We start from the raw sequence: 23,280 nt of genomic DNA, 5'->3' as shown, positions 1-23,280 counted from the left end.
GGTCTGGTATTTTTATCCGAAGAAAGCTCCGGCATTTTTTCTTGCTTCAAAATGTGCTTTGGCCAATGCAGCCCGCTTGCCTTCCGGACTTAAGTCCAGATGACTATTCCCGTTTTTCAGGGTGAAATCGAAACCCAATTCTTTGGTAACGTCCTTGAGATCATCGATATGTAGCTGAGTCGCAAACTCCTCTTTGGTATGAGGGCAGACCGCCATTCCACGCTTTTTCCCTTCATAGCGATAAAGATTGGCCCCCAGCTGTGCCAGCCGCTGGAAGATGTGGAAAAACTTCCCAAAAGGAATCCAAACCAAAAACAGGATGACTGTCACTGCATGGGTTACAGCCATGAATTGGTAGGTTTTTCCCTGGAGAAAAGTATAATCGTATGATATTCCCAAGCCAGTAATAGAGATCGCAATCAGCAACACCAGGGGCAGCCAATCTCCCTCAAAGGTCTGTGTAGCGATCAATCCCCCGTCTGTCAATCGGCGCTTCATCATCATCACCGCTCCGATCGTCACCAGGACCGAGCACCATACCAAAGCATGGAAAGCCATAAATGCAATGAATGAACCCAGCTCAAAAGACCCTGCTTCAAACCCAAAAACTTTTGCATAATAAATCGTGTCATTGCCTGGCTTAAACTCAAAGTGAATCCAGCCCAAAGTCAAGGGGATCGTCACCGCAAATGCAATCAAACAGCCCGTGGCCAAGAGAAAATGGCCGATCCATCGGGTCCTACTACGATGGTAGATAAATCGTTGGAAGAGAATATTTTGAAAAAACAGCCTGACACTCCGGACTAGGTAAAAAGGGAAATCCCTACTGAACAAAAACTGTATGCTTCGTCTCCAATACAATCGCGTAGGTGGCCGCTGTAGCCAAACGGAATAGCGATACGCAATCCCAAAAACAGCAAACACCGTCCCCAACAGGTAGGCAATGAGTGCCGCGTCAAAATTCTGGAGATTTCTGGAGCCGACAAATACCAAGACCATGATTGCAATAGCTGCAATCGAGGCCTTGATCAGTGCCATTTTGTTGAGGGTTTGGAGGAGTCGAATCATGGGTAAGATGGGTTTAACAAGGTCTTTCAGCCCCTTTTCGGTTGTAGAAAAACCAATTGATTCCGGTAGCGATGACAAGGAAAACCGCTAGTATTTGAAAGAAACCGGTCGCATTTCCGGTAGCACCCATAAAGGCACTGATGGCAAGAGAAAATATAAAGGGACCATAGGCGCCAATGGCAGCGGTCCAACCAATGACACCGGAGGCATGGATCGGGTTGTGCTTGAAAATCACCGGGAATTGCTTGAAGGTAGAAGCATTGCCAATTCCGGTGAAAAAGAACAATAACAACATCACGGTGATGAAAAGACCCATTTGATCAATTCCACTTGGCTCTAATAAGTTAAAGAAAATAATAGCTAAAGTGCAAACCAAAAGTCCGATTCCGGAGATCGTCGTCAAAATGGCACCCCCTGTTTTATCCGCAACAAAACCAAAAGCCACCCTGGCAGCCGAACCGATCAAAGGACCATAAAAGGCATATTTCAAAGGATCCAAACTAGGATCAAATGGGCTGTAAACTGACTTGAGCAAAAGTGGAAATGCGGCAGATAGCCCTGCGAAAGTTCCAAAGGTCATGAAGTAAATCACCGTGCAATACCAGGTATGCTTATCCTTGAAAATTCCAAGCTGCTCCTGAAAGCTGGATTTGATCGGGATGCTTTTGAGCATTAACCAGCAGAGAACCCCAACAATGATGAGTAAAGGAGCATACCAAAAAGCAGCACTCTGAAGGTAGATTTCCGATTGGATCCAGTCACCTGCCAGGTTGATTTTTGAAAAAACCTGAGGACCGCCATAAAGCGCCACTCCCAGCATCATGGGAGTCATAAATTGGGCCAGGCTCACACCGAAATTGCCGATCCCGGCCTGAATTCCCAAAGCTGCACCCTTCAGTCTTGAGGGAAAAAATAAATTGGTAGAAGGCATGTAGGAAGAGAAATCACCACCCCCAAATCCTGCCGTAAGTGCCAATACGACAAAAACCCAATAAGGTGTATTCGGGTCCATGACCGCCAGACCAAAACCAATGACCGGAATCAGTTTAATAAAAGTAGAAATGGTGATCACATGCCGAGTCCCATAAATAGGGATCAAAAACGTGTGGATGATCCGGAGCGTACCTGCCGCAAGTCCCGGCAAAGCGGCCAGCCAAAAGAGTTGATTGGAGGTAAATTTAAATCCCACGCCATCCAGTCTGGTGACGATGGCACTGACCATAAACCAAGTAGCAAAAGAAAGCACCAAGGAGATTGTCGTGATGGTCAGCGTACGCCAGGCGATATTTTTCCCTTGAGAGTTCCAAAATGATTCATTTTCCGGTTCCCAAACTGTCAGCCAAGTTTTCATCGATTTCTGATTTATTTTTCAAAGGATAGACCTGCCTTTCTTGGCAGGTATGCACTGGGATAATCAACTCAAGAGGGAAGCTCACCCCTGCTCGATTTAGTATATTAATTATTTCTCACGGACAGGACACTAGCAGGAATCTCGGTTCGCCAGTTCTTATTTTTTAGATTGATCCGATCCTAGCCACGACTTTTACCAGTGAAATATGGGCCGAAGGTATAGGAGGCCATCTGCCGAATACATGATAAAAATCAGGATCCTGAATATTTTTTTAAAACTTCCATCCCACCCTGATGAATTCAAACTAATTCTATATAGGATATCTATATCCAATAAAAAAATCTTATTTAACTCATTAAAATAAATTATTATTTAAAATGAAAAATAATAAAGGATTTAATTGTCTTTTATTATTTTCGAAATTACTTTTGACCATTCATTCAGAACAATTCAGGCAATGAACCCTTAAAAATCCAACATCTTATCTCCCCGCACCATGAAAAAGTTGCTTTATCTCCCATCCTTACTTCTGGCCCTGACCCTCTGGTCTTGTGGCGGTCAGGCTTCAGACAGTAATACAACTGCAGTCGGCACCTCGCCTGGTCCAGGGCAGTCCGCGGTTTTGGATAATGTATCCAATCCCAACATCGTCCAAGTAGCCCTTGGTTCTTCAGATCACAGTACACTGGTGGCAGCTCTGCAGGCGGCTAATTATGTGGATGCCCTGACTAATGTAGGCCCATTCACTGTTTTTGCACCGACCAACACCGCTTTTGATGCCTTGCCTGCCGGGACTTTGGATGACTTGGTCAAGCCGGAAAACCAACGAAAACTCCGAGATATTCTCGAGTATCACGTGCTTTTGGGCGTATACAAACCCGGCGATTTTGTCAACGGAAGGAATCTCGGTACTGCAGACGGACGATCCGTCAGTGTGACTGTGGCTGAAGACGGCAATGTCACAATCAATGGAGCCAAAATCATCGGGACCGTCTCCGCCTCCAATGGAATCATCCATGTAGTAGATCAAGTCCTGCTACCAAAATAAAAATGGGTTAAAACAAGGTTGTTATGGTTTTTGTTGAAAATACCGGATGTATGTGACATCCGGTTTTTTTCTTGGTATCCTCAGCCTATATTTCGGATTAAATTCACCCCAAATGTTTTCTCAAGCCACCAAATACGCCATTAAATCAGTCATCTACATTTGGACTCAAAGCCTTGAAGACCGTAAGGTCGGTGCCAAGGAAATAGGAGCCAATATAGAAGCCCCGGAAGCCTTTACAGCCAAAATCCTCCAGCTACTTACCAAGGCAAAAATTGTCGGCTCTATCAAAGGTCCAAATGGAGGTTTTTTCGCAGATGAATCACATGCCAAATACACCTTAAAAGATGTAGTCAAAACCATAGACGGGGATCAACTATTTGCTGGCTGTAGCTTGGGGCTGCCCCGATGTTCTGAAAAAAATCCCTGTCCGCTCCACTTTGAAGTAGTCAAAGTCAGAACAGAAATCGACCACATGCTGACAGCCAAAAGCATGAAACAGCTGGCGGTGGAAGTGATCAAAGGAAATACACGACTGGCCGAATTGGTTTAAGACCTCTTATTTCAGTCTGCCTTTTCCGGATCCTGGAATTAGCTAATCCTCAGCTGACTCAAACCGGTTTGCTGAGTAAGCATGAGACATTCAACCATTTTTGATTCCTGCTTTCGGAAAAGCAGGATACCGGATTGCTTACTTTTTCCGCTTAGCGGCTTTCAACCTTGGTTCTCCGATTACGGATTTCTTCTGCCCGCTCCTTGTTTATCCCCCAGACTTTTCCCTGATCTGCATCTTCCAGCAACTTGTCAATATATCCCTGACTGATCTCTGCGCTGTCTTTGTATTTTACCCGAAGAGCCTCCAATCGGGTATGAAGGTCTTTTTTCACCGAAGCATAAGCCGGATCGTTGTAGACATTTTTCAGCTCCTGAGGATCCTTGATCCGATCAATCAATTCCCATTCGTCCTCCACAAAATAATAGTGGATCAACTTGTATTCCTTGGTCACGATGGCGTAGTGGCGATTGACCATGTGCTCGGCAGGATATTCGTAATAGTGGTAGTACACTTCATCCCGCGTCCATTTTTCTGTATTGCCCGTCAAAAGCGGAATCATACTCTCCCCTTGCATTTCACCCGGGGCAGGCACTCCTGCCGCCTCCAAAAAGGTCTGTGCAAAGTCCAAATTCTGAACCAACGCATCAGAGCGGGTTCCTGGCTGAGTCTTTCCGGGCCAGGCCACCAAAAGCGGCGTCTTGAAAGACTCGTCATAGACAAATCGCTTGTCATACCAGCCGTGCTCGCCCAGATAAAAACCTTGGTCCGAAGTGTAAACGATGATCGTGTTTTCCATCAGATTATTCGCCTCGAGGTAGTCGAGAAGTCGACCGACATTTTCGTCCACGGCTTTGATCGTCCCCAAATAATCCTGCATATAGCGCTGATATTTCCAGCGCATCTTGTCTTCATCAGTCATCAACGGATAGTTCTTCACAAATTCCTCCTCGATCGGACCATAGTATTTTCGGAAATTTTCGGCTTGAGCAGGTGTAAATCGGGCGAATTCACTTTTGTACCGAATCGAATCATATCCACCCACATCGGCAATGCCCAGTTTTTTAATAATCTCGGGGCTCAGCTTATTGTCTCCCGACCAACCCATGTGTGTGAGAATATTCATTTCAGCCTCGCTGGCAGGGGAGGAGCGTCCAGAGTAATCGTCAAAAAGCGTGGCCGGCTCCGGAAAAGTCCGCCGGGTAAACTCCTCCATGTGTTGCTCGGCCATCAGCCAAGGCCGATGTGGGGACTTATGCAAGTACATCAGCATGAATGGCTGATCGGCCTTTCGCTCTTTTTCCAACCAATCCAAAGTCATGTCAGTGACGATATCGGTCACGTAGCCCTCGACCTTTATATTGCCTTCATTTTTGGTGATAAAGTCCGGATTGTAATAGGAACCCTGTCCCGGCAAAATCTTAAACTGGTCAAAACCCTTGGGATTGTTGCCAAAGTGAAGTTTACCAAACATCGCAGTCTGATAGCCTGCCTGCTGCAAAAGCTGGGGAAAAGTCACGTTGGTGGTATCAAAAGGGAAATGATTGTCAATTTTCCCATTCAAGTGAGAGTGCTTGCCTGTCAAAATCGTCGCCCTACTGGGAGCACAGATGGAATTGGTCACCGAAGCTTGGGTAAAAAGCATCCCCATCTTGGCGATACGGTCAATATTCGGCGTCTCCATCAGCCGATTATCATAAGCCGAAATGGCCTGATAGGCATGATCGTCAGACATGATAAAGATGATATTCGGTCGATCTTGCTTCTTTTCCTCTTGGGATTTGCAGGAAAAGAATATGGAAAGGCCAAAAGCAAGAAGGAGTCTAAGTCTGATCTTTTTCATGGGTGCTGGGTTTAGCGTGGAAAATACCGTTTTATTCGATTAATTCGACTTTTTCCGGTTTTCCAAAATTTGTTTGACGACCTCCTTGTTTGCATTCCCAAATTGCTGGGTCTGCTCCAAGCGATCCAGGTATTTGTCTAAGTATTGCTGACTCAGCTCTTTGCTGTCCCCGTATTTTTCTCTCAATCCATCGAGTTTCCGATGCAATTCTGCCTTGATTTCGGCGTAGGCAGGATCTTCATACACATTTTTCAATTCTTGAGGATCCTTGATCCGGTCAATCAGCTCCCACTCATCGGTATCAAAGTAGTAATGCGTCAGTTTGTATTCCTTGGTCACGATCGCGTAATGACGCTTCACCATGTGCACGGAGGGGTACTCGTAAAAGTGATAATACACCGCATCCCGGGTCCATTTTTCAGTATTTCCCGTCAAAAGCGGAACCAAACTTTCTCCTTGCATATCTGCAGGAGCAGGAATTCCTGCAGCTTCCAAAAAGGTCTGGGCAAAGTCCAGATTCTGTACCATTTCGTCGGTACGGCTTCCGGCTTTTACTTTTCCGGTCCAGGCTACGAGTAAAGGCGTCTTGAAGCTTTCATCGTACACAAAGCGCTTGTCAAACCAACCGTGCTCTCCCAGGTAAAATCCCTGGTCAGAAGTGTACACGATGATGGTATTTTCCATCAGATTATTTTGTTCCAAATAATCAAGGACCCGACCGACATTTTCATCCACGGCCTGAATCGTCCCCAGGTAATCCTGCATGTAGCGCTGATAGCGCCATTGCATTTTTTCCTTTTCTGTCATGGTGGGAAAAGCCTTTTTGAATTCTTCATTCATCGGTCCATAGACGGCATCCCAATTGGCGCGCTGGGAAGGATTTAAGCGGCCTACTTCCCGATTAAATGCTCCCTTATCCCATCCGCTGGCATCCGGAATACCCAATTCATCCATTACCTCGGGGTAAATCTTGGAATCACCCGCCCAGTTCATGTGCTTCAGCAGATTCATTTCGGCTTCTTTGGCCGCTCGTCCTCGACCGGAATAATCGTCAAAAAGCGTGGCAGGCTCCGGGAAAGTCCGCTTTGCAAAATCTGAGATATGTCTTTCTGCAGGAAGCCACTCCCGATGTGGCGCCTTGTGCAAGTAGAACAGCAAGAAAGGCTGATCGGCCTTGCGCTCATTTTGCAGCCAATCCAAGGTCATGTCGGTGATAATGTCCGTGACGTAGCCTTCGACTTTGATATTTCCCTCGTTTTTGGTGATAAAATCGGGATTGTAATAGGCACCCTGACCCGGTAAAATCTTAAACTGATCAAAACCTTTGGGATTGTTTCCGAAATGAAGCTTGCCAAACATCGCCGTCTGATAGCCTGCCTCTTGAAAAAGCTGGGGAAAAGTCACATTGGTGGTATCGAATGGGAAATCATTATCAATTTTCCCATTTAGATGACTGTGCTTGCCGGTCAAAATCGTAGCCCGGCTGGGTGCACAGATCGAATTGGTCACGGTAGCATTGGTGAAGAGCATCCCCATCTTGGCAATTCGGTCGATATTTGGCGTCTCGATTAATTGATTGCTATAGGCCGAAATGGCCTGATAGGCATGATCATCGGACATGATGAAGATGATATTAGGCCGGTCTTGCTTCTTTTCTTTTTGGGATTGGCAGGAAAAAATTAGTCCAAGAATCATCCATAGTCCAAAATGATTTTTCATAGTCAATGCTTAAGTTGAGATCCTCAAAGTAAGATTTTTATCCCAAGTCCTAAAACCGTTCAACCATCTATCCCGATCAGATTTTCCCTAAGGCCTCCATGAGCTCCTCTTTGCGACGGGATGCCACTTCGATTTCCGAGCCGTCCTGAAGTTGTAATGTGCCGCCTTTTCCCTTGTGGTAAAACCGAACCTCCCGAAGATTGATCAGATGTGAATTGTGCACCCGGAAAAAGTCGTGATCGCGGAGTTGATTTTCAAATTCTTTGAGTGTTTTGGCTACTGTGATTTTTCGTCCGTCTTTGAGAAAAAAATGCGTGTAGTTCACATCCGCCTGACATCGGATCAGCTCCGAAATCGGCACATACTCAATCCCGTTGACAGAAGGAAGAGCGAGTTTTTCGGGAAGTTTGCGAAGGGGATTCCAATCTTGCAATAGGGAAAGAATGGCTTTCTTCTCATCCTGAACGGACTTTTTGCCCACTTTCCCTAAAGCTTCTGCCAGCTCCTCTGCATCTATGGGCTTGAGCAGGTAATCCAAGGCAGAGACTTTGATGGCCTTAAGCGCATATTCTTGATGAGCTGTGGTAAAGATGATTTTGAAGTCGATTTTGGGCAGTTTTTCCAAAAGCTCAAAAGCGGTTCGATCTTGGATTTCCACATCCAGAAAGACTAAATCCACTTCATGTCCGGTCAAAAATGTGACTGCCTCATCCATAGTTTTGAGCCAAGCGAGGACTTCGACCTCCGCAAAATGATCCCGCTCCAACAGTAATCGGAGTCTTTCGGCACTGTTTTTTTCATCTTCGATGATGACAGATCGGATCATTTAGAGCGCAGGTTTAGCAAGTTTGACTTTGACTTCAAATCCATCGGTGAGCTTTTCCCAAAGCAAGGTCCAAGTGCCCTCAGACTGGGGAGCCAGTAGATTCTCGAGGCGGCTTTTGACCAATCCCATCCCCATGGAAGTGGCCTTTTGGGTGATTTTGACTGATTCCCGCTCACTGCCTCCATTATCCCGAAGGGTCAGAATCAGACAATCCGGCTGAGGATGAATCCCAAGCTTGATCACCCCCGGCAGATCGGATTTGGAAATACCATGCCAGAGGCTATTCTCCACCAAGGGCTGAAGCAGAAGTGGCGGAATCATCACCTGATTCAAATCCAATTCCTCAGGATTGTTGATCTGAAAATCCACTTCTTTTCCCAAACGGAGTGCCTCCAGCGCAATGTAATCCTGCAAAAGGTCAATCTCTTCCGCAACTGAGATTTCCCGGACCTCGGTATATTCCAAAATCCTGCGGATCAGTCTGGAAAATTTGGTCAGGTAGCGGTCAGCTTCCTGAGCCTGGTTTTTCAGCAGAAAATTACTGATCGAGCTCAGCGCATTGAAGATAAAGTGGGGATTCATCTGTGCCTTGAGCGCTTTCAGTTCGAGTTCGGTCATCCTTGCTCTGAATCCGGCCTCCAGTTTTTCCTGCCTCACCTGATTTTGACGACGGATTAAGAAAACAACCAACCCGGAAATGATCAAAACAGCCACAATGCCCAGAAGCATCAATCCCGCCTTGAGTTGTTCGCGTTGCTTTTCGGATTCCAACAGACTTCGCTCGATATCAAACCCAGCCTTAAGATCTTTTTCCCTCAGGTCGTATTCGTACCCCAGTTGGGCCCGCATGAGCTTTTTTTCATTGTCCTGATTGAAAATGCTGTCTTTGAAAAGTGTCGCTTGGCGGAAAGACACCAGACTTTGGCGAAAATCTCCCAGTTGCTCCTCCCGTGTGGATAGGGCCAGCCAAGCACTCTGCTGAGCATCAAGAGCGCCGGACTTTTGGGCCGAGCGCAGCGCTTTTTGCTCAAGTTCCAACAATGTCCTCGGGTTTTCGCCCAATTTTTCTTTGGCCTTAGCCAATTGAAGCAGAACGGATGAAAGACTGAGGTTTTCCTCGAGATTTTGGTAAAGAATCCGGGCAGAATCAAGGAATAGATGGGCCTGGTTAGGTTGATTTTGGGCTAAAAGCAGATTACCCATCGATGAAAAATCCGAAGCAATCCGGCGGGGGTTTCCGATTTTCCGATTAATCTGAAGGGCATTTTCGAGGTAAGTCTGAGCCTGAGGGAAGTCCTTTTGAAGCTGGGCCACCGCACTGAGATTTCCGAGCGCCAAGGCTTCTGACTGTTGGTTTTCCGTTTTTCTGTAGTGGTCAAGGGCCTGGCTGTAAAAGCTTTTGGCTTGGGCATAATCTCCCAGATTTTTATTGACGAGCCCAAGATTGTTCAGCACATTTCCCTTTTCCCAAATGTCTTCGTCTTCAGTTTTTGACAAGGCTTTCAGAAATAACTCCAAAGCCCTCGGATAGTCCGAAAGCGCCAGAAAGACTACCCCCTCATTAGACAGGCTGTTGATCAGATTTTTGCGAAGGTCAAGTTGTTCGAATATCCGGGATGCCTGTTGATGATTTTCCAGTGCAAGTCGATATTCGCCCCCATTGTAATGCAGCAAAGCGATGTTGTTGATCGTAGTCGCCTGACCTTTGAGGTTGCCTTGCTGCTGATGGTAAGCGAGCACTTCCTCGTACGCCAAAACAGCCAGCGAATCCTGTCCGGAATACCAATAATTCACCCCTCTACGGTTGAGAGCCGCTATTCTTCCCGACTCAAACCGAATCGTTTGGGCCAGGTAAAAAGCCGAATCTGCATACCGCAGTCCCACTTTTGGATCCTTTCCGGCCCACTCCCAGGAAAGTTCGTTGTAAACATGGACTTTGGAAGTATCGGGAAGACTTCCATCCCGCAAGAGTCTATTCAGGGAATCCAAAGTCTGCTGACCAAAGGATGGCCAGGAAGAAAAAATGAGGAATACCGATGCCAAAAAGAATTTCATTGCGCTCAAAATGAATTTTAAAATAGGTCTTTTTTCAAAAATCACGAGATAAAGCTCAAAAAATAAGTGAATTAGAGCAATGACTCATTCCGAATGGAAAGTGAATCGGTGAAACAGCAACTTCCGATTCACTTTATTTCCATCACTATGAAAAAGCTCTTTTACCTGATTTTCTCCCTTGGGCTATTGATTCCGTTTCTTGGTCACGCCCAAAGCTTTACCAAATCTGACAAAGTCGCCTCACTCGGAATCGGAGTGGGCAGTTCGCTGGGTAGCTTCGATTACAGCTCTCAGATCCCGGGCATTAGCCTCATGTATGAGCAGGGGATCGCAGAGGCAGGCGATGTAGGGGTGATCAGCTTGGGAGGTTATCTGGGATACAAGTCTTTTGGCTATGAGACTTCCTCCGGAGGCTTTACTGCCAAATCCAAATGGAACTACACCATCATCGGTGCGCGGGGAGCCTTTCACTTTTCGAAGATCCCCAATGAAAAGCTCGACGTGTATGCAGGATTAATGGCGAGTTTCAACCTATTGAACTACAGCTATGAAGACAATTCAGGCATGAATACAGGTTCGGGAGGCAACTTTGGGAATACTGCAGGATTGACCATTTTTGGCGGGGCTCGGTATTATTTTTCAGAAAAAGTGGCCGGATTTGCAGAGTTGGGTTATGGAATTGCCTTCCTGAATCTGGGTATTTCGGTCAAACTCTAAGACCCTTTTGCAAAAAGTTATCTGAAAAAAATCCCTGTCAAGTCAGGATGAACCGGAAGATTGACAGGGATTTTACAGTTGATCTTTTTTCCCTGTCACTCAAGGCAAACTCTTCAGCAGGGCCATGCTAAATTGTCCTTCCGTGATTTTCAATTCTGTATTTCCTCTTCCGGAAGTAGGAGAAAATGGACCAAGTAGCACTCCTTCAAAAGTTCCCTCCACCCAATTGTCAGTGATCTTGGTGAATTTCCATCGGGCATCGTCGGTCACTTTGATTCCTGGAATGGCCTGCTGGAATAGGGTCGCATTGAATATCTGACCCGATTCATTGGCATAAGTCAGCAGGATTCTGACCATGGGTACACCTTTGTAATTGATCGGGTTTTGCATCTGATACTCCACCCCGGATTGAAAAAGCGTCTCATTCCGAAGGGCCATATTCAGAAAATTTTTTGTCCCATCGGAGCCGGGCCCCAGTACGACCGAGGTCGCTACATAAACGGGACCATTGGCATCGAAGGTAAAGCCCATAGGCGTGTTGGTGACTTTGAATTCTTTTTGAACACCATCCACCTTGAATCGGACAAAGCCTTCAGCCTGAGGCTGGGGATCATCTGAAGTAGGGCTACAGGAGGCCAAAGCCAACAAGGAGAGAAGTAAAAAAAGAGCGGAGGTCTTCATGAGAACAAGATTTGGTTTGATGAGGATAAGCGCTGGGCGGAGTCCTTTTGAAGCTCTGCCTGGCTTCAGTAGATTCAAAATCAATCAAATCCTGAAAGTCTGCCATCCAGATTTATTTTTTGCCTCTTCTTATTGATTAAAAGTCACTATCTCCAGATCCAATCTCCATCCACCCTCGAATGTGGGCGTGCCAAGATCCCGTAGAAATAAAACATACTGCTAGCTCTATGCGGATTTTTTGAAATTTAGACACAAAAAAACCTGCCTATGGGCAGGTTTTTTAATTCTTTGGAGAAGCTGCTACTTCTTAAAATTGCAGCTTCAAACCCAAATTTAAGCTGAGTGGTAAATTTGGTCGATATCCCTGAGGCAGGTTAGCAACAATTGCCTTACTGTTGGTCAAATTATTCACGGTAGAGAATGCCGTTAGGCCTCCTTTTACTCTGTAATTGGCTGACAAATCCATAATCAAAAACTCTCTCAAGGCATTTACATCTGAGAAAGCCACGATGTCGGACGGATAAATAACCTCACCCTGACCTGGCTTGACCCGGGTTTCGCCGGTATATCTTGCGATCAGATTTGCATTGAATCTACCTGATTCGAAACCGATGATCCCTGAAATCAGCTGTGGAGTGATGAATGGAATAAAATCTCCCCGGTTGATCTGTCCGCTTCCCCAATCTCCTCCACCGTTGACAAAGGTGTCCTGAAATTTGGCTGAGGTGTAAGTGTAGGCAATGGAAACCGGCAGTCTGACCTTATTTTCCTGACCTTTGGTATGCAACAAATCATAGCTCAAACTGAACTCAATCCCTTGAATTTTGGCATTACCGGCATTAAACATATCTCCAGTACCTGCTCCGCCTCCGGAAATATTGTCAGAGCCCAAGATGTTGTCATAATTATTCAAAAATCCGGTCAAGGAAGAAGAAAATCCCTCTTTTTCAAACCGGTAGCCTAACTCGTAATTCACGGAAGTTTCCACTTTGGCCTGTCCGGTGGTCGAGGACACGGAAGGCATACCTGGAGGAGAGAATCCTCTGTGGACTCCGGCAAACAAATTCAGATCTTGGTTGACATCGTAGGTAAATCCAATTCCGGGCAGAAAAATGGACAATCCATTTTCAGCTGATCTAAGGGCTGTACCTAATCTTGCATTGTCGGCATTGCCGAAATTTTGGAATTGGAAATCGATTTTTTCAACCCGGAATCCAGGGCTAATTTTTAGTTTATCAAATTGAACGTCATAATTCAGATAGGCAGCAAGGCTTTGCGCATCCCTCAATTGGTTTTCCTGATTTCCTTTGACTCCGGCATTGGTAAGAATCATGGTGCCATCGGTCATAGCATAAGTCGAACGGGTCGCAAATCGGTCTGCTTGATCGGCATGCAAGCGTATCCCTACCTGAATCGTATGGTAAATTTTCTCAGTTGAGAAACCATAAGCAGCATTCCACTGCAATCCTTTTGAAAAATACGTCCTGGCGGCACTTTGATAATCCACAGCCCCATTGGCCTGACCTGTCATGATTTGATAGGCAGTCATTTGTGCTGAGGGATTGTTGAGTATCGCATTGATTCCCTGACCACCAAAGCTGTTGGCCCTAGCCCAATCCCTGAAAGTGGTAGCATAGTAGCCGGTGGTATTGATCACAAGACCTTTGGCCGGTCTGACGGAGTGAGTAAGAGAAAGATGCTGGTGAGACATATCCAAAATATCCCGCTGGGTGCCCGCATATCTCCTCCTAGGATTAGCCTGATAATCCTGATAAGTCAAACCCAAATAGGTCTCATTTCCTTCCTCTGAACTATTGACAAATTTCAAAGTCACAGATTGCGGCACGACTGCATCTTCACGGGTATGCCAGCGAAGTTTACCCATGACATCCCTTCGGTCAAATCCGGTATTTGCCCCGTTGGTCAACTCTTTGAATCCATCACTGGCAATCCTGTTGACCTCAAATACATAATCGAAATTCTGATGACTATCTCCCACCCATACTCTTTGTTGATTGGTGTTGAAGCTTCCATAGGACACCTGAGCAAATCCTGAAAACGAATCAGGGATAGCTGTGGAAATCAGGTTGACTGCCCCTCCGATAGTGTAAGGGCCATATTTGATTTGGCTACTCCCTTTGAGCACTTCCACCCCCTGCATTCGGGCAAATGTGGGAAAGTAATAGGCCGAAGGATCTGAATAGGGGGCAGGTGCCATTAAGATTCCATCCTCCATCAGGGTGATTTTTGCGCTTCTGTTTACCGGAGTACCCCTTAATCCAATGTTTGGCCTAAGTCCAAATCCTTCTTCATCCCTGATATTGACTCCGGGAACTACCCGCAACACATTATTGATATTGGGCTGATTCAATTGCTCCAGTTTAGCCTTGTTGATGTATAGACCAGACCCTGGGATTGACTTCCCCCTATCACCCACAATGGTCACGAAAGTCAATTCATTGGTTTTAATAGAATCTAACTCAACTTTTTGAGCAAATACACTTTGCACTTGAACCAATAAAAGCCCGGCGAGCAAGTAAATTAATTTCATATAATATAAATCTTTATCTAGACTTAGTTTAAATAACGACGCAAACTTAAGGACCAAATTGAAACAGCGCAATCTTTATTTAGACTTTTTCTAATTAAAAATTCAATTTCTTTTTACCCACCATTTTGACAGAAATTCGTCGGGTAGAATTACCGATTCTTTGCTGATTTGGAAATCCACTAAGTCAGAGCCAAAAACCCGCTTTACCACAATAGAAAGACATCCCATTTCCATCAAACCCCTCAGCTTTCAAAGAAAAAACTTATGAACTCACGCCTTATTCTCTCGGTATTATCCTTCCTTTTCACGCTTACTGGCCATTCCCAAGATTGGAAGACCGTCTTCGAAGGAGGAAAAGAAGGGCACGCCAACTACCGAATCCCGGCTATTATTGCTCTTCCCAACGGAGATTTATTGGCCTTTGCCGAAGGTCGGGTACATGGCAGTGATGATTATGGCGATGTGAATCTGGTGATGAAACGAAGCCGGGACCAGGGAAATTCATGGTCTGACATCCAAACTCTGGTGGATTATGACACACTCCAGGCAGGAAATCCCGCACCGGTCGTGGATCTTTTTGACCCCAATTATCCCAAAGGGGTTGTTTTTCTGTTTTACAACACCGGTAATAACCATGAATATGACATCCGAATGAACAAAGGGGTAAGGGAAGTTTGGCTAATCAAGTCTTTTGATCTGGGCAAAACCTGGACTGAGCCTGAAAATATCACCTTGCAAGTTCACCGACCCAACCATCCTGCATTCGATCCAGCCTACACATTCAAAGAGGACTGGAGAAGCTACGCCAATACGCCGGGTCATGCTTTTCAATTTCAAAAAGGGCCATTTGCAGGTCGGATTTTTGTGGCGGCCAATCATTCCTCCGGACCTCCTCAGGATCAATTTGCCGAATACCAAGCGCATGGATTCTTCACCGATAACCAAGGGAAAAGTTTTGGAATTTCGGAATCCCTGCATTTTCCGGGAGGAAATGAATCCATCGCCGCCGAACTCTCCAACGGTCGAATGATCATGAGTACCCGAAATCAAAAAGGAGACATCCGACAGCGAATTCTTGCTTTTTCCTCTGACGGAGGTAAAACCTGGGATGAGCAATACTTTGAACCACAACTCCCGGATCCTGTCAACCAAGCGTCTATTCTAGATATCGGAGAAAAAGACGGAAAAACCATCTTGGCCCACTCCAACGCTTCGGATCCAAACGACCGAAACCACCTAACAATCAAAATCAGCCACGATGAAGGTAAATCATGGACCCAAAGTATCCCCGTAGATTCCACTTCCGATCCCAAAAAACTTCCTTGGACAGCCTACTCAGACTTGATCAGATTGGATGACTCGACCTTGGGAATTCTTTACGAGCGAGACAACTATCGCCAAATCGTTTTCAAAACCATTCGCTGGAAAGAATAAAGTCAAAAAGCCTGACACCAAGTTCGATCTGGAGTCAGGCTTTTTTGATTTATTTTTCGAAAATGAGGCATTAGAAAATCGGCTGTCTTTGGTGCAGAATCAGACAGTGACGGCGCGATGACGTTCCTGTTTTTGGATTAAACTCGGCTTTTCTTTTTTGCTTTTCTTTTTCCTTCCCCACCAGATCAAAAATCCGGTTACCGGCAAAGAAGCGATAATCGCACTGAGGCAGAAAGCCAAAAACTTCCCGGGCAATCCCCCGATGGCTCCGACGTGAATGTCATAATTCATCCGCTGCAGCTTATCTCCCAAGCTCGCCTCGTGAAATCGGTTCCACACATGGTCCACAGGAAGCTCTTCCAGCGTGTATTGGTCAAAATAGCGGTAATCCATTTTCCAATATGTGCTGGCATCCGGATTGGCATTGGCTGCAAAGGAACCATGTTCGTAGTCAGGCGGATGCACTTCGATCCATTCGGCAGTCGGATATTCGTTCCGCATTTTCATCCACACCCGATCGATACCGGGTATTTCTCCCTGGTATTGAAAAGTAGAATCAGAGACGGGCGCATAATATTCGACAAACTGCTTTCCTCCCGTCGTCATCGCATAATACCCATCCCTAAACCAAGTGAATCCCCATACCAGGCCCGTCAGGGCAAAAACCAAGGCAAAAATCATCACATAAAAGCCCAAAACCTGGTGCAAATCGTAATTCTTTCTTCTCCAACGGGCATCCCAACGGATTTTAAAGCTCTTTTCAACTCCCTTTTTCTTCCTTGGCCACCAAAGAATCAATCCTGAAATGACCATCACCAAGAATACGAGTGTGAACGAAGCCACAACCGGCTGACCGATATCCTGAGGCAACCACAGGTAAAAATGCCCATCCAAAACAATACGGAAAAAGTCGGCAAATTCATCTTTCACTTTAAGGACTTTGCCTGTAAACTGATCGACATAAACAAAGTAATAGTAATGCTCCTCAAAGCTGTAATAAATGGCCTGAGCGGCCCGGTTTTCTACCTGAGGATAGAGAATGCCATGAAGGTGCTTACCGGGGAGGGCTTCATCGGCAATCTTCCAAACTTCAGAAGGAGGCAATACCGTTTCCCCTGCCTCCTCCACGAATCGATATGGCTGCACCAGATCCTGAATCTCAGCTTGAAAAGCATAGATACAGCCTGTCACTGCTACAATAAATACCACTAGCCCGGAAGAAAGTCCGAGCCAGAGGTGAATTTTAGATATCCAAGATTTTAGCTTCATCAGAATCGGTAGTTAAAGCTAAGAGCCACATTTCGAAGAGCTTGTGGTGTGACCGTGGACCAGCCTGAGAAATAGCGCTCATTGGTCAGGTTATTCACTTTGAAAGCCAATAAATACTGACTGCTCGTGTATGAAATAGCGGCATTCACTACTTGGTAAGCAGGAATGGTGAAGGTCCCGTTAGATCGGTTGAGGGTCAGGTGCTCTGAAGCGGCATTTCCACCAAATCCGACTCCAAAACCTTTCAGACTTCCTGTCGGAATAGAATAACTCATCCAGAAATTGATCAATTCCTCAGGTCCGGCCTCCTCAGGCCGAAGTCCTAAGTATCCGTTGACTGGATTGTCTTTGGTCACCCGAGCGGTATTGTTGGAATAACCAGCAATCACGCTCATTCCCTCAAACGGCGAGGCTACAAGTGAAAATTCAAATCCTTTACTTTCCACTTCACCAGCTTGAAGAGTATTGTTGATGTTGTCAGGATCGTTGATCAAGCGGTTTTTCACCCGAATATCATAGTAGCTCGCTGTAGCGGCCAATCGGTCTTTGAGCAAATTAGCTTTGACACCAAACTCAACCTGATTGGCTTGCTCCGGGTCAAATGCCTGAAGTCTCGGATTGGAACCATCCACATTGGCTACAGTGCGCGGCGCAACATTGACAAATCCATTCATGTAATTGGCAAAAACAGAGACTTTATCTTGTATCGGTTGGTAAACCACGCCAAGTTTTGGGGACAGGGCAGTTTGGCTTTTCACTTCCTCCTCGATCCAGTAATCTGTTTTTCCTTCAAATCGATCTGCCCGAAGACTGGCCATGACCGAAAGATTGGATCGGAGATTGATCACATCGGAGATATAGGCGCTGAGCACTGTGCTTTTTCCGGTGGAATTTCCTTCGAAGGAATTTCGAAGCAAATCATCCACACCTGCTTGAGTCAACACGCCGGTATCGCTGCCATCCGAAAGTTTGACTGATCCATTGGCTACCCAACCGGTACTTCCATTGAAAATGCTTTGGTCATAGTAATCCAGCCCAACGACCATCCGATTGCGGAATTGTCCTATCGTGAAGTCGCCAATGAAGTTTTGCTGCAAGTCAGTGGTAATGGTCTGACCGTTGCGATCAGATATAAACCGGGTGAAAGAATCTCCGTCTCCGGCATCAAACAGGTAATGGTAATATCCATCGGTCTTGGTCGAACTTCTGGAAATCACCGTTTGCGAGTTCCAGTTAGGAGACAGTCTATACAAGGCCTGGGCTTGGATCCCATAGCTCGGGTTCCGTATACTCAGCTCATTTCCTGTAAAAGAGCGCTCGTAATTTGCCAGGAATGGATCGATGCGGTCAAATTTCAAAGCGGCATTCCGATTGAGAAAAATCATCGGAGCATTGACGGAGTTCGATTCCAAAAACTCGGTATTGATCAGGAAGGTAAGTCGCTCGGAAGCTTGAAATTTGAAGGAAGGAGCAATGAAAAACGAGCTCCTATTGCCTGCGTCTTGAAAGGTGTTTTGAGACTGGTAGGCGGTATTTACCCGAATCCCGGTTGTCTCACTGATAGGCACATTTACATCTGCAGTGAGCCGGTTCATTCCAAAGCTACCGGTGATAAACCCGACCTCCCCTTTGAAAAGGTCAAAAGGCTTTTTGGTCGTGATATTGATCAGGCCACCATAGGAAATCACTGCGCTTCCAAATAGCGTCCCCGAAGGACCTTTGACCACATCGATGGTTTCGATATTAGCGGGGTCGAGTGCACCGTTATTCACATTAGGCATCCCGTTGACGAGTGTCGGCTGGACCGAAAATCCCCTCATGGCATAATATTCGGCACCATCTCCTCCTCGCCCGGTGGATTCCCAAAGACGGGTCACGCCGGTGGCATTTTTCATGGCATCGTTCATCGTAGTGACTACTTGCTCACGCAAAAGCCGACCTGAAATGGAGTTGTAAACCTGTGGATTTTCGAGATCTTTCAGCGGAAGCTTTCCTATGGTAAAATTCGAATCCGAGTAAAATCGGTTGGAAGAAAAATCGGTCACCACTACCTCTGACAAGTCCGTCGAGCTTTCTTTCACGGTGAAATTCAAGGTGGCGCTGGTTCCTGCAGCAATGGTTATGGTCTGTTCCTGCTTTTCCAAGCCTACAAAGGAAGCAAAGACCGTGTAAGTCCCCGGTTCAACATTTTTAATCTCATACCGACCAAATCGGTCGGTGGTTGATCCTTTGGATTGTCCTTTGATTCCTACATTGACAAACTCAAGAGGTTGATTGTCGGAGGTAGTTACTTGACCTTTGAGAGAGGCATTTTGCCCGTGAACTAACACACTCCAAAGTCCAATCAGAAGCGTAAAGGGTATAAATTTAAGATTCATGCCGATAAAATTTTTAACAGCACAAACCTATTAATTAGATCAATTCTAAACAAGTTATTTTTAATCAATCTAAATAAGATTTGAAATATCCTGAATTGGATAAAAAAAAATAATCCTGTCAATCCCTTGAAAAACAAAGGTTTGACATGAATAAATCAGGAAACTCAATTACTTCAATTTTTTCAAACCTTTTAATTCCTCTTTGCCTGCCGCTCTGATCCGGATGGCATAGCCTCCACCGGGAGCCGAAAATTGCTTCAGGACTGAATTGGAATCAACGGCCACTTTTCGGATTTCGTAGGCCTGGGGATTGGTCTTAAAGTGGGCATCTGTTTTATCCCCATAGATTTCTGCGATGTACGTTTTACCGGATTCGAGGAAATCAAACTTTACCTCTCCGGTACGTCTGTCCATTCCATTGACATTGCCAACAAACCATTCTCCGGTTCCTTTAGCCTTTCTGGCGATGGTCAGGAAGTACCCGGGCTCAGCCTCTAAGTAAAGGCTCTTTTCCCAGTCCAAGGCGACATCTTTGATAAACTGGAATGCATCCGGGAAGCGGTCATAGTTTTCCGGAAAATCTGCGGCCATCTGCAGCGGAGAATACATGGTCACATAAAGAGCCAGCTGATTGGCCAGGGTGCTGTTGACGTGGCTTCCATTAAATACATCCATCTCAAAAACTCCCGGTGTGTAATCCATCGGTCCACCTATCTGTCGGGTAAAGGGCAAAATGGTCACATGATTGGCTTTAGAGCCCCCAAAGGCCTGGTATTCGGTGCCTCTGGCAGATTCATTGGCGATCAGGTTGGGCCATGTACGGCCCACTCCAGTCGGACGCACTGCCTCATGGGCATTGACCATAATTTGGTATTCTGCCGCTTTTTCGATGGCGTATTGGTAGTGATTCACCAACCATTGGCTGTAGTGGTACTCGCCACGGGGAAGCATATCTCCTACATAACCGCTTTTCACGGCCGGGTAGCCATAATCTTTCATCAGCTGATAGGCTTCATCCATATGACGCTCATAGTTTCTCACCGAGGAAGAAGTCTCATGGTGCATGATCATCTGTACTCCCTTTTCTTTTGCATAAGCAGAAATCCCCTTCAGGTCAAAGTCTGGATAAGGAGTCAAAAAGTCAAAGACGTAATCTTTTGAATTGCCAAACCAGTCTTCCCAACCCACATTCCATCCTTCGACCAATACTCCGTCAAAGCCATGCTTGGCAGCGAAGTCGATATACTTTTTTACATTTTCAGTAGTGGCACCATGGGTTCCGTTGGGACTCGCCTTGGAGTAATCAGTTTCTCCGAGTTTGATGGCTTTGTAGTCGTTGGTGTAGGACCAAGAGCTTTTTCCGGTGATCATTTCCCACCACACACCCACATATTTCATGGGTTTGATCCAGGAAGGATCTTCTATTTTGGAGGGTTCATTCAAGTTATAGGTGATTCGAGAGGCCAAAATATTACCTGCCTTTTTGCCGGCAATGATCGTTCTCCACGGAGTTTGTGCAGGTGTATAGAGATAGCCTTTGTCTCCGATCGCATCCGGAGTCAGATGAGAAGTGAAAATCATCTGCTCGTCATCGAGCTCCAAGTGCATAGCGGGGTAGTCGATCAGGGCCGCTTCATGCAAATTGATATAGAGACCATCCGCCGACTTCATGATCAGGGAAGTTTGTACTCCTGTGTCTGAGAAAGGTGTCTGAGAAGCATTGGGCGTAATAGCGGTCTTCATCAAGCCCCTGATTTCACTGAGCTTGGATTCGGTAAAGTCATACTCTTGCGTATCGTAATCGCCTGGAATCCAGAAAGCGACGTGGTCACCTGTCATCGCGAACTGCGTTTTTTCCTCCTTCACGACAAAGTAGCCCATGTCCTCCTGCAAAGGAAATTCATAGCGAAATCCCAAGCCTTCGTCAAAAGCCCGAAAACGGATCACCATTTTTCGACCCGTTTTGGTTTGGGTCAATTCCACCATCAGTTCATTGTAGTGGTTTCGGATTTGACTTTCTTCTCCCCAGACAGGGGTCCAGGTTTCATCAAAAGTGGAGTTTTCAGTCTTGGTAATCTGAAACCCATCGAGGAGATCGATGTCGTCATTTTTCAGGTCAAAGCCCAGTTTACTGGGAAGGACAACCGGTTGATTGTTGAGATTTACAAGATAAAGAGGCTCTCCTGCTTCGGTCAGGGCAAACTTCATTTGAAGAGTCTGTCCCGGGGAAGTCAATACCTGTGCCTGAATGTTCCCTAAAAACAGGAAAAAGAGAAGAAAAGAAAGGCGGATTGATTTCATAGTGGATCGATAATTAGGTAACGCTAAAGCTTTTAGAAAAGAAGTGCTTCTGTCTTTTTAAATTCTTAGATTTAATCAGTTTCAAATCTACGCGTAAAGATGGCCCCTAAAAACTATTTTCCGCCAATCCTGATTCAGACCCTCATCCTGGGCATTTTCTGTTTTTCCTGTAGACAAAAGAGTCCAGAAGAATTGAGCGAAGTTCCTGATTTTAAAGTCCCTCAATTTCGACTGATCCCAACAGACACTTTCCATTTCAACAACTTTGTCGACTGCAATATGGCTGAAGTTTGGGTGGGAGATACCCTGAGAATTTTTCCCGGCAAATATGGAGAAGACCCGGTTTGGGGATTTGCAGAAGATCTAAAGTTTGCTTCAGGAGCTCATGCAGACGAGGTTTTCGGTACTCCTGCAGAAAAATACATCGCTCCCAATCTCCCAAAAAATGCCCCAGTGGGTCAAGCAGGACTTCATGGGGCAGTTTGGTTTGAGACCGTCTATCAGGATGAACGGGATCCATCCGGCCGTACGCTCTATGCCATTTACCATAATGAAAATTATCCCGAAACACTCCCTTTTGACCCACAAACCGGAGAAGGCTACCTCGATCAAAACTGGCCATTGGGTCTAACTGAGCGAATCACACCTGCTGCAGTGCCCAGAATCGGCGTGATGAAATCCACCGATGGAGGCTGGAATTGGGAAAACAAGGGACTCTTTCTCGAAGACAAACAGCCCAGAATGATTCTCAATCCGCATAATATCTCCAAGACTTTTGCCGGTGGAGTCGGTGACCCAAGTGCCGTGGCAGTGGATGATTATTTGTATCTATTTTATGGAGAATACGGCTATCCCGGAGAGTACAATCCTGAAACCTACTCACCGGAAACTGAAGCCTCCGGTCAGTGCATCAGCGTAGCTCGGATCAAAATCAGTGATCTCGATGATCCTCAAGGCAAAGCCAAGCGTTGGGATGGAAAGGGTTTCCATGCCGACTGGGATGGCATTGGAGCACCCATTTCTTCGCTTCAAATTCCCAAAGAAAAAGGAGGCGGCCCCGCTTCGTCTCCTCAAGGCGGATTTCATTGGGGACCCTCAGTCAGCTGGAACACCTACCTCAAATGCTGGGTAATGCTGATGGGACACGTGGAAGGCCAATCCTGGATCGGGGACAAACTTTATATTTCTTTCAATCCTCACCGAGACTTGGGACATGGGGATAATTCCCAAGCTTGGACAGCACCTCAGCTTCTGGTCCAAAAACCAGGGCATGTACTCTGGTACCCTTCCCTTCAGCCCTTGAATACCCCTGAGGACATCGCAGAAAAAAACACAAGCCTCAAACTGGGTAAACGGGCTAGACTGTTTTTCAAATACTCAGATTTAGGAAAATACATGTCTGAATACCTGGTAGAGTTTGAAAAATAAGAAATAACAAAACCCATTTTAGTCTTTTTTGACCCTCCCTTGGTCTTTATTCAATCCATCA

16 protein-coding genes are annotated in these 23,280 nt (G+C 45.9%); 5 read left to right on the top strand and 11 right to left on the bottom strand.

Annotated elements, in window-relative coordinates:
* Window positions 1-12: 12 nt before the first annotated feature.
* Together CLV31_RS16950 and CLV31_RS16945 are read right to left on the bottom strand one after the other, a co-directional pair.
* Complete coding sequence (locus CLV31_RS16950) at window positions 13-1,068, bottom strand: MFS transporter (protein WP_111394223.1); 1,056 nt, start codon at window positions 1,066-1,068, stop codon at window positions 13-15.
* Window positions 1,069-1,081: 13 nt separating this feature from the next.
* Entirely contained in the window at window positions 1,082-2,419 is a 1,338-nt protein-coding gene (locus CLV31_RS16945; RefSeq protein WP_111394221.1) for an MFS transporter, read from the bottom strand.
* Window positions 2,420-2,915: 496 nt separating this feature from the next.
* Here CLV31_RS16945 and CLV31_RS16940 point away from each other — a divergent pair, with 496 nt between their 5' ends.
* Window positions 2,916-3,467 carry a fasciclin domain-containing protein gene (locus CLV31_RS16940; RefSeq protein WP_111394219.1) on the top strand — a complete coding sequence of 184 codons (552 nt, stop codon included), beginning with the start codon at window positions 2,916-2,918 and terminating at the stop codon, window positions 3,465-3,467.
* Window positions 3,468-3,579: 112 nt separating this feature from the next.
* Window positions 3,580-4,017, top strand: a complete 438-nt coding sequence (locus tag CLV31_RS16935) for an RrF2 family transcriptional regulator (protein ID WP_111394302.1) — start codon at window positions 3,580-3,582, stop codon at window positions 4,015-4,017.
* 151 nt (window positions 4,018-4,168) lie between these two features.
* Here CLV31_RS16935 and CLV31_RS16930 read toward each other — a convergent pair whose 3' ends face one another.
* From CLV31_RS16930 to CLV31_RS16915, 4 genes are all read right to left on the bottom strand, one after another.
* Window positions 4,169-5,860, bottom strand: coding sequence for a sulfatase family protein (locus CLV31_RS16930; protein WP_111394217.1), 1,692 nt, complete (start codon window positions 5,858-5,860; stop codon window positions 4,169-4,171).
* 39 nt (window positions 5,861-5,899) lie between these two features.
* Window positions 5,900-7,555, bottom strand: a complete 1,656-nt coding sequence (locus CLV31_RS16925) for a sulfatase family protein (protein WP_245943430.1) — start codon at window positions 7,553-7,555, stop codon at window positions 5,900-5,902.
* A 100-nt stretch (window positions 7,556-7,655) separates the two neighbouring features.
* On the bottom strand, window positions 7,656-8,405 hold the full coding sequence (locus tag CLV31_RS16920) for a LytR/AlgR family response regulator transcription factor (protein WP_111394212.1): 750 nt from the start codon (window positions 8,403-8,405) through the stop codon (window positions 7,656-7,658).
* A complete protein-coding gene (locus CLV31_RS16915) occupies window positions 8,406-10,460 on the bottom strand; it encodes a tetratricopeptide repeat-containing sensor histidine kinase (RefSeq protein ID WP_111394210.1) in 2,055 nt (684 codons plus the stop codon).
* Window positions 10,461-10,607: 147 nt separating this feature from the next.
* Between CLV31_RS16915 and CLV31_RS16910 the strand changes: the two genes are divergently transcribed.
* Window positions 10,608-11,177: a hypothetical protein gene (locus CLV31_RS16910; RefSeq protein WP_146250919.1), complete on the top strand. Its 570-nt coding sequence runs from the start codon at window positions 10,608-10,610 to the stop codon at window positions 11,175-11,177.
* Window positions 11,178-11,276: 99 nt separating this feature from the next.
* On the opposite strand, the gene CLV31_RS16905 is transcribed toward CLV31_RS16910, so the two are convergent.
* Both CLV31_RS16905 and CLV31_RS16900 read right to left on the bottom strand, forming a co-directional pair.
* Entirely contained in the window at window positions 11,277-11,858 is a 582-nt protein-coding gene (locus CLV31_RS16905; protein WP_146250918.1) for a hypothetical protein, read from the bottom strand.
* A 307-nt stretch (window positions 11,859-12,165) separates the two neighbouring features.
* A complete protein-coding gene (locus CLV31_RS16900) occupies window positions 12,166-14,409 on the bottom strand; it encodes a TonB-dependent receptor family protein (RefSeq protein WP_111394204.1) in 2,244 nt (747 codons plus the stop codon).
* Between the two features lie 264 nt (window positions 14,410-14,673).
* Between CLV31_RS16900 and CLV31_RS16895 the strand changes: the two genes are divergently transcribed.
* A complete protein-coding gene (locus CLV31_RS16895; protein WP_111394202.1) occupies window positions 14,674-15,843 on the top strand; it encodes a sialidase family protein in 1,170 nt (389 codons plus the stop codon).
* A gap of 99 nt (window positions 15,844-15,942) precedes the next feature.
* Here the strand turns inward: CLV31_RS16895 and CLV31_RS16890 are convergent, their stop codons facing one another.
* The 3 genes from CLV31_RS16890 to CLV31_RS16880 all read right to left on the bottom strand — a co-directional run bounded on the left by CLV31_RS16890 (window position 15,943) and on the right by CLV31_RS16880 (window position 21,791).
* Window positions 15,943-17,112 carry a PepSY-associated TM helix domain-containing protein gene (locus CLV31_RS16890; RefSeq protein ID WP_111394200.1) on the bottom strand — a complete coding sequence of 390 codons (1,170 nt, stop codon included), beginning with the start codon at window positions 17,110-17,112 and terminating at the stop codon, window positions 15,943-15,945.
* Window positions 17,112-19,490, bottom strand: coding sequence for a TonB-dependent receptor (locus CLV31_RS16885; RefSeq protein WP_111394198.1), 2,379 nt, complete (start codon window positions 19,488-19,490; stop codon window positions 17,112-17,114). The genes CLV31_RS16890 and CLV31_RS16885 overlap by 1 nt, the downstream gene beginning before the upstream one ends.
* Before the next feature lie 168 nt (window positions 19,491-19,658).
* Window positions 19,659-21,791 carry a glycoside hydrolase family 97 protein gene (locus CLV31_RS16880; RefSeq protein WP_111394196.1) on the bottom strand — a complete coding sequence of 711 codons (2,133 nt, stop codon included), beginning with the start codon at window positions 21,789-21,791 and terminating at the stop codon, window positions 19,659-19,661.
* A 99-nt stretch (window positions 21,792-21,890) separates the two neighbouring features.
* Here CLV31_RS16880 and CLV31_RS16875 point away from each other — a divergent pair, with 99 nt between their 5' ends.
* Window positions 21,891-23,219 carry a hypothetical protein gene (locus CLV31_RS16875; RefSeq protein WP_245943429.1) on the top strand — a complete coding sequence of 443 codons (1,329 nt, stop codon included), beginning with the start codon at window positions 21,891-21,893 and terminating at the stop codon, window positions 23,217-23,219.
* The last annotated feature ends 61 nt before the right edge of the window (window positions 23,220-23,280 follow it).

Origin of the sequence: Algoriphagus aquaeductus (assembly GCF_003253485.1) — a bacterium.
Lineage (GTDB): Bacteria > Bacteroidota > Bacteroidia > Cytophagales > Cyclobacteriaceae > Algoriphagus > Algoriphagus aquaeductus.
The sequence above is the reverse complement of the archived record's forward strand: the minus strand, read 5'-3'. Positions and strand labels throughout refer to the sequence as shown.

What these genes read in the sequence shown, in the direction of transcription:
- CLV31_RS16950 (WP_111394223.1), bottom strand. Translation starts at nt 1,068, where the DNA reads ATGATTCGACTCCTCCAAACCCTCAACAAAATGGCACTGATCAAGGCC.
- CLV31_RS16945 (WP_111394221.1), bottom strand. Translation starts at nt 2,419, where the DNA reads ATGAAAACTTGGCTGACAGTTTGGGAACCGGAAAATGAATCATTTTGG.
- CLV31_RS16940 (WP_111394219.1), top strand. Translation starts at nt 2,916, where the DNA reads ATGAAAAAGTTGCTTTATCTCCCATCCTTACTTCTGGCCCTGACCCTC.
- CLV31_RS16935 (WP_111394302.1), top strand. Translation starts at nt 3,580, where the DNA reads ATGTTTTCTCAAGCCACCAAATACGCCATTAAATCAGTCATCTACATT.
- CLV31_RS16930 (WP_111394217.1), bottom strand. Translation starts at nt 5,860, where the DNA reads ATGAAAAAGATCAGACTTAGACTCCTTCTTGCTTTTGGCCTTTCCATA.
- CLV31_RS16925 (WP_245943430.1), bottom strand. Translation starts at nt 7,555, where the DNA reads ATGATTCTTGGACTAATTTTTTCCTGCCAATCCCAAAAAGAAAAGAAG.
- CLV31_RS16920 (WP_111394212.1), bottom strand. Translation starts at nt 8,405, where the DNA reads ATGATCCGATCTGTCATCATCGAAGATGAAAAAAACAGTGCCGAAAGA.
- CLV31_RS16915 (WP_111394210.1), bottom strand. Translation starts at nt 10,460, where the DNA reads ATGAAATTCTTTTTGGCATCGGTATTCCTCATTTTTTCTTCCTGGCCA.
- CLV31_RS16910 (WP_146250919.1), top strand. Translation starts at nt 10,608, where the DNA reads ATGAAAAAGCTCTTTTACCTGATTTTCTCCCTTGGGCTATTGATTCCG.
- CLV31_RS16905 (WP_146250918.1), bottom strand. Translation starts at nt 11,858, where the DNA reads ATGAAGACCTCCGCTCTTTTTTTACTTCTCTCCTTGTTGGCTTTGGCC.
- CLV31_RS16900 (WP_111394204.1), bottom strand. Translation starts at nt 14,409, where the DNA reads ATGAAATTAATTTACTTGCTCGCCGGGCTTTTATTGGTTCAAGTGCAA.
- CLV31_RS16895 (WP_111394202.1), top strand. Translation starts at nt 14,674, where the DNA reads ATGAACTCACGCCTTATTCTCTCGGTATTATCCTTCCTTTTCACGCTT.
- CLV31_RS16890 (WP_111394200.1), bottom strand. Translation starts at nt 17,112, where the DNA reads ATGAAGCTAAAATCTTGGATATCTAAAATTCACCTCTGGCTCGGACTT.
- CLV31_RS16885 (WP_111394198.1), bottom strand. Translation starts at nt 19,490, where the DNA reads ATGAATCTTAAATTTATACCCTTTACGCTTCTGATTGGACTTTGGAGT.
- CLV31_RS16880 (WP_111394196.1), bottom strand. Translation starts at nt 21,791, where the DNA reads ATGAAATCAATCCGCCTTTCTTTTCTTCTCTTTTTCCTGTTTTTAGGG.
- CLV31_RS16875 (WP_245943429.1), top strand. Translation starts at nt 21,891, where the DNA reads ATGGCCCCTAAAAACTATTTTCCGCCAATCCTGATTCAGACCCTCATC.